The following is a 12,672-nucleotide window of genomic DNA, read 5'->3' as shown; positions in this document are numbered from 1 at the left end:
TCAACTTTAAGGCTTATCCCGCTTATTTCGCGCCGTCGCGAACGTCGACCTCGGGGCGGTCGTCGCCCGACACGTCCTCCTCGCGCCAGTTGCCCTTTTCGTCCTGGTACTGGACGACCTCCGACTCGCCGCTCAACTGCTGCCGCGCGGCGACGTCGTTGGCGGCGGCGGTTGCCTGTTCCTTTGTGGGATAGGTTTCCGAGAACACGTCGTCCAGCTTGTAGGCCCAGCCACCGTCATGCTCGACGATCTCGTACACGATCTTGGTCATTCGCTTTGTCCTTGCTTGGGCAGGCGCACGGTCACGGGTCGTCCGGTCCGCGCGATTGCCTGTTTTCGCAGCTCCCGCATCAACGGCCCGCCCGCTCGCTCCGTTCCGCGAAAACTTTCCTGGCCCTGCATGCCCGCTGGCAGGCGCGTCAGAACGCGTATTCCATCTCGATCCGGGCAGCCATGCCGCGGTCGGGGTCGGCCGCGTCGGACCCCCCGGCGAACCAGCCGATCGCCGCGTCGATTTCCAGTGCATCGGTCGGGCGAAGGCCCAGGACCAGGTCCAGCGCGTCGCCCAGGTGGCGGTCCTGTCCCTGTGTCACCGACACACGGCGATAGTGGTGGTACAGCAGATCGACCGATACTGCGTCGTTTGCGGTCAGGCCGACGCCGGCGGTCGCGATGCGGATGTCGCTCAGATCGGGATCAAGCGCCTCGCCATAGTATTTCAGCTTGGCGAACCCGCCCAGACGCGCCTCGTTCGACTGCAGCCCTGTCTGGCGATAGGCGCGGTCGGTGCCGTCGCCGGGATCGCCGTCGCCGCTGCCTTGGGCAAAGGCCACCGTCAGGCGCGGCTGCAGGTCGTGATCCTCCCACAGGCGGGTCGCGCCGATGTCGAACCCGTATCCCTTCAAACGGCGGTCGTCGTCCGATCCGCGCGACAGCCCCGCATCCGCCCAATAGGTCAGGCCGTCGCCCAACTCTCCCCAGGACCGCAGGCCCAGGGACAGCTGCTCTCCGGCACCCCTCTCGCGGTCGTCGCCAAGGATGGCGAATGCCTCGACTAAGCGGTCATCAACGGGTTCCATCTGCGCAAGCAGGCCGTAATAGGCGATGCGGTCGCCGCGCGACCCCGGCTCGAACAGGGTGCGGGGCAGCCAGCCCACGCGGCCTGCCAGCGCGTCGATGCGTACCGGGCCCGCGTCGAAGCGGGCCATGACACCGTCGATGTTCTCGTCGATCAGCCATTCGCGTTCGTCGCGGTACAGCCACCGCCCGGCGCGAATGAGAAAGCCGTCGTCATACTGCAGATAGGCCTGATTGACGCGCGCGGTGTTGGTCGTGCTGCGCGGCTCTCCGCGTTCCCAGACCCGTTCGGAGAAGACGTCGAATTCGAAGAAGCCGGACCATGTTTCCTCTGACGCGACCTCGCCGATCAGGCGGAACAGCGGGCTGACGGCCCCCTCGCGGTCCCGGTCGCCATCATCCGTCTGCCGTTCATAGGCCAGGTCCAGCTGCAGCGACCGACGGAACTCGATCGCGGGCGGGTCGGCCAGGGCCGGGACGGGAAGGGACAGGGTCGCGGCAATCAGCAGGGGGCCGATACGGTCCATGCGCAGGTTCTTTCTTGGTAATCAGGTTTGCTGGTGGCAGGTGGCGCAGGCTCTGAGGGACTGCTCGATCAGCGCGTCCGTGGTGTGCCTGCGATCATCGAAACGAAGGCTGATGCGGATGTGGCGGGCCAGCGACAGCGTGCGCATGGTTGCGATGCGCCGGGGGCAGGGCAGGGGGCGGATGCCGGCATAGCCGTCCAGGAAGGCCCGGGCCGATGCGCTCAGCGCGCCGACGTCGCCCGTGGTCCGCAGGGCGTATTCGTCCAGATGCGCCAGGAAATTGCCCAGGTCCACCGCCGGGTCGCCCACCGCATACAGGTCCAGATCGACCAGCCAGACCTGCGCATCGGCGATCAGCACCTGGTCGAAATAGAAATCGCGGTGGATGCCGCAATGCTGGTCGTCGCGAAGCCGGCCCATCCGATCCCTGGCGGCGTGCAGGATGCGCCGCAGTTCCGCCTTTCGCGCGGGCAACAGCTCTGCCGCCTGGGTCAGGGCGCGATCCAGGACCGACAGCTCGTCCGCGTGGGTCCAGCGGCGGTCGGTGACAGGGGGAACCCCATGCAGGTGGGCCAGCGCCACGCCGGTCTGCGCCATCGCCGCGACATCGGTCGGGGTCAGGGGTCGGCCGGGCACCTCGTCCTGCAACCACATCCGCATCGTGTCGACGATGCCGCGGGCGCGCGGGACACCCGCCCCGTGCGGTGCCCGACCGTCCAGACCGGCATCGCGCAAGGCATCGTGGACGGCGGGCATGCGGACATCCGTTCCCTTCGCACGCAGCTTGCCCAGGATGGCCGTGGTCGCCCCGCCAGTCGGATAGCGGACCAGTGCCCTGCGGCCCGGCTTGTGGCGGAGGAGCTGGGGCCGGCCCGTGAGATCAAGCCCCGTCGCCGTCTGCAGCGCGGGCCGCGCTTGGTCGGGGTCCAGGGCGGCGTCCAGCTGTGGCATGGCAGGGTCCGCGGATGCGCCGCGCATGACCTGGGCCGCACGGTCCAAGAGGGTCCGCGCGCGCGCAGGCCAGTCGGGATGGCGGGCACGAAACCCCTCGGTCACCAGCAACATCAGGGCGCGGGCATGGTGGAGGGGCAGCGTGACGGGCCCGCCGCCATAGCCGCGCAGGACCGCGCCCGCTATGTCATCGGCCTCGACGCGCGACAGGATGCCGTCCACCACCTGCGCATCGATCCGGCCCAGGAAGCTGCCCAGATCGCGGGCCGGATCGCCGCAGCCGGCGTTGTCCCAGTCCAGGATGACCGGACCATCGGCCCCCATCACCACCTGATCCGCGCTGAAATCGCCGTGCACCATCACCGGATCGAACGTGGCCTGGGCCAGCCGGTCGGCCAGATCGGTCGCGATCTCATGGGCCAGGACGCTCAGCTCGGCATCCAGCGGCGCAAGATCGGCGGCGGCGGTCAGGACCGACCTTGCATCGGCCGGGGCGGTCCATGCGGCGGCGGGTCGGAACGGATCGGCATGCAGCGCGGCCAAGGCCGCGCCGATCCGCGTGCAGGTGTCCGCGTCGGGCGCGTGACCGGTCATCTGCGGGCAGACCGGGCGGCCCGGCACCCAAGCGGTCATCATCGCGCGCAAGCCGCTGTCGGCCCCCAGCAGGGCGGCCTGCCCATGCGCCATGGCCGCTGTCGCGCCGACAAGCGCCTGGTCGAAGCCCGCCCCGGCCATGATCTTCAGAACCCCTTGCGGCTGGCCGTCAAGGTCGAGGCGGGCCACCAGCCGTCGCCCCGGCTTGTAACGCAGCAGGATCAGGTCGCCCGCAGCCAGATGCGGCTGCACGCCGGTCACGCGCCGCAGGGCGTCCTGTCGCCGTGCAGGGTCCAGGAACCGCGCAAGGCTGCGCAGATGACGGTCCAGCCGCGCCGGGATGACGATCACGCCGCGGTCGGGCAGCATCACGACATCGGGGTTGTCGCGCCAACGGGACCGGCGGCTTTCCTCGGCATACCGGTCGGGGGCATAAGCATAGGCGGCCAGCGCCTCTCCATCCGTGGACAGGAACGACGCGACGCAGCTGACCCCGGGTTTGTAGCGCAGATAGGCCGGCTGCAAGGCGTCACACCCCAAGGCCGCCGCCATCGCCTGCGCGTCCAGCATCAGCGGCAGACCGGCCAGCGCCGGATCACGGTCGCAGATCGCGCGATCAGCCGGCGACAGCACGCAGCGCCCCCCCATCCTGACCACGACCCTGCAGCGCCCACAGACGGGCATAGCGTCCGCCGCGCGCCAGCAGGTCGGCATGGTTGCCCTGTTCGGCCACCCGGCCCGCCTCCAGGAACACGATGCGGTCCGCGCGGGCGGCCTGCGACAGGTCGTGGGTGATCAGCAGGCTGGTGCGGCCCTTGGCCAGGCGCCAGATCGCCTCGGACACGGTGGCCTCGTTGCTGCTGTCCAAGCCGGTCGTGGGCTCGTCCAGGACCAGCACCGGACAGCGGCGCAGGGCGGCGCGGGCGATGGCGATGCGCTGGCGCTGACCTGCCGACAGGGTGGCGCCGCGCTCCGCGACCTGGGAGTCATAGCCGTCGGGCAGGGCCGCGATGAAATCATGCGCGTTGGCCAGGCGGGCGGCGGCCTCGATCTCGTCCCGGGTGACGTCGCGGCCCGCGCCCAAGGCGATGTTGTCGGCCAACGTGCCGCTGAACAGGACCGTCTCCTGTGGGACAAAGCCGATCTGGCGGCGCAGGCTGGTCATCGTCACGTCGCGGATGTCCTGCCCGTCGATCAGGATGCGCCCGCCCGACGGATCGTAAAGGCGCAGAAGCAGTCCGGCCAACGTGGACTTGCCCGCCCCGGACGGCCCGGTCAGCGCAACATTCGTGCCCGCCGGAATGTCCAGCGTCAGCCCGTCCAGCGTGGGCCGACCCCCGCCATAGCCGAAGGTCAGGCCGTCGAACGTGATCCGCCCGGCATAGGCGGGGGCGGCCACGGCACCGGCGCGGTCGCGGATCTCGGGCACCTCGTCCAGCAGCTGGACGACCCGTTCGCCCGCGGCGCTGGCCTTGGCCAGACGGGACGCGTATTTGGCATAGCCCCCGGATGGGCCGGAACGTCGCCTTGAGATAGGTGATGAAGACCAGCAGGTCGCCCGGCGTCAGCCGCCCGCGCAGCACCTGCAACGTGCCGAAATAAAGAACCAGCGCGATGGCGCAGGCGACCAGCAGGTCGACCAGCCGTTCCAGCGCCGCCGCGATGCGCTTGGCCCGCACGTCGCCCGCCATGCTGGTGCCGTTCGCGCCGGAGAAGGTGTCGGCCGCGCGATCCTCGATCGACAGGGCCTGAACCGTGCGCATGGAGGACATCGCCTCGGCCGCGGTGGCGGCCATCTGGCCCTCGACCTTGCGCTGCTTGCGGCTGGCGGCCTGGATCTTCTTTCCTGCGCGGATGGATGCGAACCACAGAACCGGCAGCGGAATCAGCGCGATCAACGCCAGCTGCCAGTCCAGCACCATCATCACGGCGACCATGCCCAGCAGGACCAACACGTTCGCGGCCAGCGGCAGGGCGGCAGTGACGGCGGTCTCCTTGAGCATGGCCACGTCACCGATCAGGCGCATGGTCAAATCGCCCGCCTTGGACCGGGTGTGAAAGCCAAGCGACAGTCCCTGCAGGTGCCGGAACAGGTCGCCGCGGACCTGGGTCAGCACCCGGTTGCCGACGATCGCAAAGCCGATGGTCGCCAGGTACTGGAACAGCGCGCGCAGCCCGATGATGCCCACCAAGCCAACTGCGCACAGCGCCAGAAGCGTCATGGGGTCCAGCGTATCCACCGCCGCGACACCCGATCCGCCTGTTCCCGCCGTGCCGGACGGCACCACGCGGTCGATGACGAATTTCAGCGGCCAGGGTTCCAGCAGCCGCATCAGCGTGGCGCTGACCAGCGCGGTGGTCGCCCCCGCCAGCACCGCCCGATGCGGGCGCAGATAGGGGGCAAACCGATGCAGCACGCGGCGCAGTCCGGGCAGCGATTCCGTCAGCGTCTCGGGACGCGATCGCGACATCACGCGGCCTCCTGTCCTGCGGCGCCGGCACGGGCGATGATGCGGGACACGATGCGGTCCCACCCGTGATGGGCCAGAACCTCGGCGCGGGCGCGTACGCCCATCGCGGTGGCCGCCGCGGGATCGCGGGCCAGACCCGCAAGGGCCGCGGACAAAGCGCCCGGATCATCCGGTACCACGGTGGCGCCAAGCCGGCCCCGGTCCAGCACCTGGGCCAGATCGCCCACGTCGCTGGCCACCACGGGCAGCCCCGCAGCCATGTATTCGTAGAGCTTCAGCGGAGAGAAATAGAACGGCTGATCGGCCCGATAGGGGGCCGTGGCGACATGCATCCGCGCCAGCCAGCCGGGGATCTGGTCGGGCTGGACCGCCCCCGTCAGGTGGGCCGCGTCCGACAGGGACAACTGGTCCAACCGGTCCAGGATCGCCGCCCGTTGCGGCCCGTCACCCACGATCAGCAGGCGCGCATCGGGAACGGGGCCGCGTCGCAACAGGGCAAAAGCCTCGACCAGGGTCGCGGTGTCGTGCCAAGGCTTCAGCGTGCCGACGAAGCCCACGGTGAACGGCCCATCCGGCGCAGGGCTGCCGTCGAAACGTGCCGCATCGACGCCGTTGGGGATGACCGCCACCCGGTCGGGCAGGGCCCCCAGGTCGCGGGCGTAATCCGCCGCCACCGCCGACACCGCCGCGACCAGACGGGCGGCCCCGAAAGCCCGGCGGGCGCTGGCTTGGGGCGTCCGACTGGCGGACCATGTGGCGGTGACGGGTCTGCTCGGCGATCAGGGGGGCGTTCAGCTCCAGCGCCGACGGCACACCGCCGCGACCGGCCCATTCCATCGCCCCATGCGCGAACAGCGCATGGCGTTCATAGACCAGGTCGAACGGCCCCGCCTGCGTCAGCGCCGCGGCGACCGTCTCGTTCAGCGCCAACGCCCAAGCGGCACGCGCTTCCGCGTCGTCGCCACGCGGCGCCCCGGGCAGGGGGTGCAGCGCGACAGTCGCGAACTCCGCCGCCGGCGCCACCGCCAGGCACGGAGAGAACAGCGTCACCCGGTGGCCCATCGCCAGCAGCACCCGCAGCACGGATTGCACATGGATCGATGCGCCCTTGGTGCCGAAGGGCGGAATGCCAGGATCGGTGGTGACATAGGCGACGTGCATCACGCGGACCTCTGCTGGGGAAGGTCGGTGCCCGCGATGGCGTCGTGCCAGATGGCGCGAAGCCGCGCGGCGTTGACGTGCTGGTCGAATTCCTGCGCGATCAACGCGCGTCCCGCGGTCGAGAACCGCTGCCGCAGGTCCGCATCGTCCAGCATCCGCGCAAGCGCCGTGGCCAGCGCCTGGGGGTCGCCTTCCGGGACGCAGAACCCGGTCTGCCCGTCGCGGACCAGTTCCGGGATGCCTGTGACGGCGGTCGAGACGCAGGGCGTTCCCAGGGCCATCGCCTCCAGCAGGACGGTGGGCAGGCCGTCGCGGTTGCCGTCGTGGCCCACCACGCAGGGGCAGGCGAAGACGGCAGCCCGACGCATCATCGCGATCACCTCGGATTGCGGACGCGGGCCTGCCAGGGTGACCGCATCGGCCAGGTCGGCGGCGGCGATCTGGGCCGCCAGATAGGACGCCTCGTCCCCGCCGCCCACGATGGTGCAGCGCACGCTGCGGCCCTGGTCGCGCATCAGGCGCACGGCCTCGATCAGGATGTGGAACCCCTTCTTCTCGACCAGGCGTCCGACCGCCAGGATGTCGGTCGCATCGGGTGCGGGGTTCTGATGGGCGAAACGGTCCAGGTCCAGGCCGTTGTAGATGCGGCTGACATTGGTCGCGTCCTGGCCGAACCGCTGTTCCAAATAGCCGACATTGTAATCCGACACGGTGACGACATGGGCCGCGTCGCGCAGCTTCTCGTCCAGGCGGATGTTCTCCTCGTAGTCGAAATAGATGTCCTTGGCATGCGCCGTGAAGGTATAGCCGATCCCCGCCAGCTGTGCCGCCAGCCGCGCCACCGTCGTGGACACGGTGCCGAAATGCGCGTGCAGATGCGCCACCCCGCGTTCGCGGCAGGCCAGCGCCAGCTCCAGCGCCTGCGCAACATCCTGGCCGCTGCTGTTCTTCATCTGTCCCAGCAGGGTCCATGACGCCGCGGGCAGCCCGGCCCGGGCGCGCATCATCAGCCGCCAGAACGCGTCGGGGTTCTTCAGCCGTTCGGTCAGTCGGGTGACGGGCGCGCGGACCTTGCCCAGGTTGTCCTGAAAGTGCGTCTCCTCGACCGGGCGCAGCGAGAAGATCTCGATCGGCTGGCCCGCGGCCTCATGCGCCAGGATCTCGTTGACGATGAACGTCTCGGAATAGCGGGGATAGCGCTTCAGGACATAGCCGATCTTGGGTGCGGACATGGGAGGACGGTTCCTTGTGTCGGGTCTTCAGGCCAGGCGGCGCAGGGATTTGCGGGGGGCCAGCATCCGCGTGGCCATCGCGGTGACGCGCGACAGCCCGTCCAGGTCCACGCCGCGTGGTCCGGCCTGCCGGGTCACCGCGCGGCCCAGCCAGTCGCCGATGGCGGTGGGCGACAGCGCATCGGGATGGATCATGTCGGCGATGCCGCGATCCTGCATGCGCTGCGCGCGGATCAGCTGTTCGGTGCGCGGCCGGACCCGCGGGACCACCAGCGACGGCAGGCCGAACGACATCATCTCGCAGGCGGTGTTGTAGCCGCACATCGCCACAAGCGCCGCCGCGCGCGCGGCCAGCCCTACCGGTTCGGCCACGAAATCGACCATGGTCAGGTCGGTCCGGCCCTGCGCCAGCGCCGCCACGCGGGCCTGTGCCTCGGGCGGCATCTGCGTGCCGGTGATCAGGATGCCCTGATGGCCCGCGGGCATGGGCGCCGCGGCGAAGGCCGTGCACAGGGCCACCCCGTCGCGCCCGCCGCCCACCTGGCACAAAACGAACGGGCGCGCATCGCCTCCCGTCACCTGCAGCGGGTCGGCCCCCTGCGCATCGGGCGACAGGCGCGCCCGCTGGTCCAGATAGCCGGTATAGGTCACGCGGGCGGACAGTTCGGGGCCCAGCCCGTATTCGTCGGCCGTGGGAAAGAACGCCGGGTCGCCATAGACCCAGATGTCGTCGTAATGATCCTGCAGCGCCTCGAAATTGCGCTGGCGCAGCCATTGCTGGCGCATGACGGACGGCCGGTCGATGATGTCGCGCAGCCCCAGCACGATCCGCGTGCGGCCCGACCGCTTCAGTGCGCGCAGGGTCGGGCCCAGTTCGTACTGGGCACCGCGGGGGACGTTGTCGACGATCATCAGGTCGGGCTGAAAGTTCTTGACGGCGGCGCGGATCGTCGCCGCGCGGATGTCGCACAGCGCGTCGACCCCGATGCCCAGGTCGCGGGCATGATAGGTGCCGTCCGAGGCCTTGGCATAGGCCGGCAGCGTCAGGCAGTCGACGCCCGCGGGCAGGGCGAATGCCCCGGCCTCGCGCATGCCGGCCACCAGCAGCACTTCGGGGTCGTGACCGCATTCGCGGATCGCCTGCGCCAGCAGCATGTTGCGCCGCAGATGACCAAAGCCCAGGGTGTCGTGCGAATACAGGACCACCCGCGGCGCGCGGGTCCGCTGACGGCGCAGCGCGGCGGCGTAATGCAGCGGATCGGCGGGGTTCATCTTGGTCATCGGGCCCTCGGGATCTGGGTGTGCGAAGGTGCTTGGACGGCGGCGTCTTCGTGCTTCCAAAATATTGGCGTGCGATCCAAAGCTGCAAATTAGAAGATCATTAGAGCCGCGCATCGGCGTTTTTACGGCCGCGAAGTTGCGCTAGTCTGCTGTCTCAGGCGGCACCGTGCCGCCACCGGCCGGGAACGCAATGCCATGAGAATCCGCACGAAAATCATGCTCAGTCATTTGACCGGCCTGGTCACGGTCACGCTTGTGTGTCTGGCGATCATCATCGGGCTGGGCCTGACACGCGAGGACCGGCGGCAGCTTCAGACCTCCTATGCGCAGCTGCGCAACATCAATCTGGTGGCGGTCGACGCCAACAAGCTGTCCGCCCAGATCGCCGAACTGTTCGTCGCCGGGGACCAGGACGCCGAGATCCGCGAGGCGCGCGATTCGCTGCTGTCCGGGCTGCAGCGCCAGCGCGACCTGATCCGCGAGGAGCATGCGCTGGCCGGAGAGCCCGATGCGACCTGGGGCGGACTGGACCGCGTCGCCCAGATGGAGATCAAGGTGCAGGAGATCGACCAGTCGCGCCTGCTGATCCAGGATCACCTGCAGGCGGGCCGGCGCGCGGAGGCGCTGGAGGTGTTCAACACGCGCATCTATCACCAGCTGGGGCAGGTGCTGCTGGAGTTGGTCGAGGAGGCGACCGTGCGCGAACGCGCCGAGGTTGCCGAGGCGCTGGCCAGTTCGTCCCGCCTGTCGGAACGCGCCGTCGATCTGGCCATCGGGCTGATCGTGGTCGTGGCGGTCTTGGGCGTCGCGAACATCGTCATGATGAACCGCGCGATCCTGCGCCCCGTCTCGGCGCTCTACGCGGGGGCCGAGGCGGTCGGGCGGGGCGATCTGACGCATGTGATCGACAATCCGTCGCCCGACGAGCTGGGCAACCTGTCGCGCCGCTTCAACCAGATGACCGGACAGATCCGCGACCAGCGCGACAGCCTGCTGCAGGCGCAGTCCACACTGTCCCAGCAGGTCGAGGAGCGCACCCGCGAACTGCGCGAACGGTCGGAGGCGCTGGTGGCCAGCAACGATCGACTGCGGTCGGTCGATGCCAGCCGCGCGAACTTCTTCGCCGATATCAGCCACGAGCTGCGCACGCCGCTGACGATCCTGCGCGGCCAGGCCGAGATGGCGATCCGCACCCCCGACGCCGATGCCGCCACCCTGCAGCAGGTGCTGTCCGAGATCGTCCGCAAGACCGACCAGATCGGGCGGCTGATCGATGACCTGCTGTTCCTGGCACGGTCGGAATCGGGGTCGATCATGGTCAACCGCACGCGTGTTGTGCTGCAGGACATCGTGGGTGACGTGTTGCTGGACGGCCAGAACATGGCGATGCGCCCCGGCGTGCGCATCCGTCCCAGCCAACCCAGCGAACCGGTCGAGGTGCGCGGCGACCCCGACCGCCTGCGTCAGGCCGTGCTGATCGCGCTGGATAACGCGATCCGCCTGGCGCCCGCCGACACCACCGTCAGCCTGGAGCTGGCGCAGTCACAGGATCACGCCCATATCCGCGTGCGCGACCAGGGACCGGGCTTTACGGGCGACGAACTGGGCAGCGCCTTCACCCGCTTCTATAGCGCGCGCCCGTCGCGACCGCGGTCGGGTCGCGGGTTGGGCCTTGGGCTGTCCATCGCGAAATGGATCGTCGACCAGCATGACGGCGCCATCCGCATCGACAGCGCGCCCGGCCGCGGCGCCGTGGTCGAGATTACCATGCCGTTGGCACGCAGGGCCGTTGCATGAGCCCCGATCGCGTCCTGGTGGTCGAGGACGACACCGAGATCGCCGCCCTGCTGGCCGGTGGCCTGACGGCCGAGGGCTATCACGTCGATCTGGCCGACTGCGCGGCGGGGCTGGACCAGCGGTTGCGGGACGGGGGCTATGACCTGGTCGTACTGGACCGGATGCTGCCTGACGGCGACGGCGCCGACCTGTGCCAGGAGATCCGCGCAGCGGGCCATGACGTGATGATCCTGATGCTGACCGCCAAGGACGCGCTGGCCGAGAAGTTGGAGGGGCTGGGGGCAGGGGCCGACGACTACATGACCAAGCCCTTCGCCTTCGAGGAACTGCTGGCCCGCATCGCTGTCCTGCTGCGCCGTGCGCCTGCGCGCGAGGACCGCCCGTCCCGCATCGTCATCGGCGATCTGTGCCTGGACCTGGACACCAAGACCGCGACGCGACGCGACCGCGACCTGGACCTGACGGCGACCGAGTTCTCGCTGCTGCGGTTTCTGGCAGAGCGTCCCGACAAGGTTCAGTCGCGCGTGGATATCCTGAAGGGTGTCTGGGGATACAACTTCGACCCACAGACCAACATCGTCGAGGTCTATATCGCCTATCTGCGCAAGAAGCTGGATCAGGACGGCGATGCGCGGCTGATCCACAACCAGCGCGGCTTCGGGTATTTGCTGTCGGCCCGGTGACGCGGTCCTGTCATGAAAGCTTCACTGGCGCCGGGGTCATTATTCCATTATTCGGGAATCATGGAACATGACCGCGCCGCTCACGCCTTTGCCACCCTTGGCCACCCCGGTCGCCTTGCCGTTGCCCGGCTTCTGATGCGCTTTGCCCCCCGCGCCGTCCGCCCGACCGAGATCGCGCAGGCGCTGGGGCTGAAGCCGAACACCCTGTCGCATTACCTGTCCGACCTGACGGGATGCGGGCTTGTCGCCGTGCGGCGACAGGGGCGGTCGCTGCTCTATTCGATCGATGTCGATGCGACGGGCCGCCTGCTGGGCTATCTGGCAATGGACCTTGGCCGCGCGCGCCCGGACGTTCTGACCAGCATCCCACAATCCAAGGAGCCGACCGTGACGCATACCGGTTTCCATGTCCTGTTCATCTGTTCAGGCAATTCCGCACGATCGCTTTATGCCGAGGCGCTGCTGCGCGATCTGGGCGGCGATCGGTTCATCGCCCATTCGGCAGGCACCCGGGCGGGGACGCATCCGAACCCCCTTGCGCTGCAGGTCCTGGACCGCAACGGCCACGACACGACCACCCTGCGGTCCAAGCATCTGTCCGAGTTCCAGTCGCCAGACGCCCCCAGGATGGATTTCGTCTTCACCGTCTGCGACACCTCCGCGGCCGAGGAATGCCCCCCTTGGCCCGGCCAGCCGATCACCGGGCATTGGGGACTGCCCGACCCGGTCAAGGCGCAGGGGACGGACGCCGAACGGGCGCTGGTCTTTGCTCGGACCTATGCCGCCCTGCGCCGCCGGATCGAAGCCTTTGCCGCCCTGCCGGTGGCCAGCCTGGACCGAATCTCGCTTCAGAACCGGGTCGATCAGATCGATGCCCACGAACTTGCCAAGGACTGAC

The 12,672-nt window shown here is 69.1% G+C and carries 10 protein-coding genes and 1 pseudogene; 3 read left to right on the top strand and 8 right to left on the bottom strand.

Going from position 1 to position 12,672, the window contains the following annotated elements; all coding sequences use genetic code 11:
• Positions 1–22 precede the first annotated feature (22 nt).
• The 8 genes and pseudogenes from F1642_RS05305 to F1642_RS05270 form a co-directional block, all read right to left on the bottom strand.
• Positions 23–271: a DUF2188 domain-containing protein gene (locus tag F1642_RS05305; protein ID WP_194885685.1), complete on the bottom strand. Its 249-nt coding sequence runs from the start codon at positions 269–271 to the stop codon at positions 23–25.
• A gap of 148 nt (positions 272–419) precedes the next feature.
• Positions 420–1,604 carry an alginate export family protein gene (locus F1642_RS05300; protein WP_194885684.1) on the bottom strand — a complete coding sequence of 395 codons (1,185 nt, stop codon included), beginning with the start codon at positions 1,602–1,604 and terminating at the stop codon, positions 420–422.
• A 21-nt stretch (positions 1,605–1,625) separates the two neighbouring features.
• Complete coding sequence (locus tag F1642_RS05295) at positions 1,626–3,782, bottom strand: phosphotransferase (RefSeq protein ID WP_194885683.1); 2,157 nt, start codon at positions 3,780–3,782, stop codon at positions 1,626–1,628.
• A complete protein-coding gene (locus tag F1642_RS14975) occupies positions 3,766–4,548 on the bottom strand; it encodes an ABC transporter ATP-binding protein (protein ID WP_370582787.1) in 783 nt (260 codons plus the stop codon). The genes F1642_RS05295 and F1642_RS14975 overlap by 17 nt, the downstream gene beginning before the upstream one ends.
• A gap of 124 nt (positions 4,549–4,672) precedes the next feature.
• Positions 4,673–5,620 (bottom strand): annotated as a pseudogene (locus tag F1642_RS05290) (ABC transporter ATP-binding protein); the annotation flags it as partial.
• On the bottom strand, positions 5,620–6,315 hold the full coding sequence (locus tag F1642_RS05285) for a glycosyltransferase (RefSeq protein WP_370582805.1): 696 nt from the start codon (positions 6,313–6,315) through the stop codon (positions 5,620–5,622). The gene F1642_RS05285 and the pseudogene F1642_RS05290, both read right to left, overlap by 1 nt.
• A 465-nt stretch (positions 6,316–6,780) precedes the next feature.
• Positions 6,781–8,013, bottom strand: a complete 1,233-nt coding sequence (locus F1642_RS05275) for a glycosyltransferase family 4 protein (RefSeq protein ID WP_194885681.1) — start codon at positions 8,011–8,013, stop codon at positions 6,781–6,783.
• Between the two features lie 27 nt (positions 8,014–8,040).
• Positions 8,041–9,294 carry a glycosyltransferase family protein gene (locus F1642_RS05270; RefSeq protein WP_194885680.1) on the bottom strand — a complete coding sequence of 418 codons (1,254 nt, stop codon included), beginning with the start codon at positions 9,292–9,294 and terminating at the stop codon, positions 8,041–8,043.
• A 216-nt stretch (positions 9,295–9,510) separates the two neighbouring features.
• On the opposite strand from F1642_RS05270, the gene F1642_RS05265 reads away from it, so the two are divergent.
• From F1642_RS05265 to F1642_RS05255, 3 genes are read left to right on the top strand one after another with little or no spacing between them, the layout of a single operon-like run.
• Positions 9,511–11,091 (top strand): ATP-binding protein, encoded by a 1,581-nt coding sequence (locus F1642_RS05265; RefSeq protein ID WP_176695105.1) that lies wholly within the window; start codon positions 9,511–9,513, stop codon positions 11,089–11,091.
• Positions 11,088–11,774, top strand: coding sequence for a response regulator transcription factor (locus tag F1642_RS05260; protein ID WP_194885679.1), 687 nt, complete (start codon positions 11,088–11,090; stop codon positions 11,772–11,774). Before F1642_RS05265 ends, F1642_RS05260 begins: the two co-directional genes overlap by 4 nt.
• A gap of 60 nt (positions 11,775–11,834) precedes the next feature.
• A complete protein-coding gene (locus tag F1642_RS05255) occupies positions 11,835–12,671 on the top strand; it encodes a helix-turn-helix domain-containing protein (protein ID WP_194885678.1) in 837 nt (278 codons plus the stop codon).
• Position 12,672: the final 1 nt, after the last annotated feature.

Source organism: Paracoccus sp. NBH48, assembly GCF_015390265.1.
Lineage (GTDB): Bacteria > Pseudomonadota > Alphaproteobacteria > Rhodobacterales > Rhodobacteraceae > Paracoccus > Paracoccus marcusii.
The sequence above is the reverse complement of the archived record's forward strand: the minus strand, read 5'-3'. Positions and strand labels throughout refer to the sequence as shown.

Coding starts and splice junctions, on each gene's coding strand:
- F1642_RS05305 (WP_194885685.1), bottom strand. CDS start 271: ATGACCAAGATCGTGTACGAGATCGTCGAGCATGACGGTGGCTGGGCC.
- F1642_RS05265 (WP_176695105.1), top strand. CDS start 9,511: ATGCTCAGTCATTTGACCGGCCTGGTCACGGTCACGCTTGTGTGTCTG.
- F1642_RS05300 (WP_194885684.1), bottom strand. CDS start 1,604: ATGGACCGTATCGGCCCCCTGCTGATTGCCGCGACCCTGTCCCTTCCC.
- F1642_RS05255 (WP_194885678.1), top strand. CDS start 11,835: ATGGAACATGACCGCGCCGCTCACGCCTTTGCCACCCTTGGCCACCCC.
- F1642_RS05260 (WP_194885679.1), top strand. CDS start 11,088: ATGAGCCCCGATCGCGTCCTGGTGGTCGAGGACGACACCGAGATCGCC.
- F1642_RS05275 (WP_194885681.1), bottom strand. CDS start 8,013: ATGTCCGCACCCAAGATCGGCTATGTCCTGAAGCGCTATCCCCGCTAT.
- F1642_RS05270 (WP_194885680.1), bottom strand. CDS start 9,294: ATGACCAAGATGAACCCCGCCGATCCGCTGCATTACGCCGCCGCGCTG.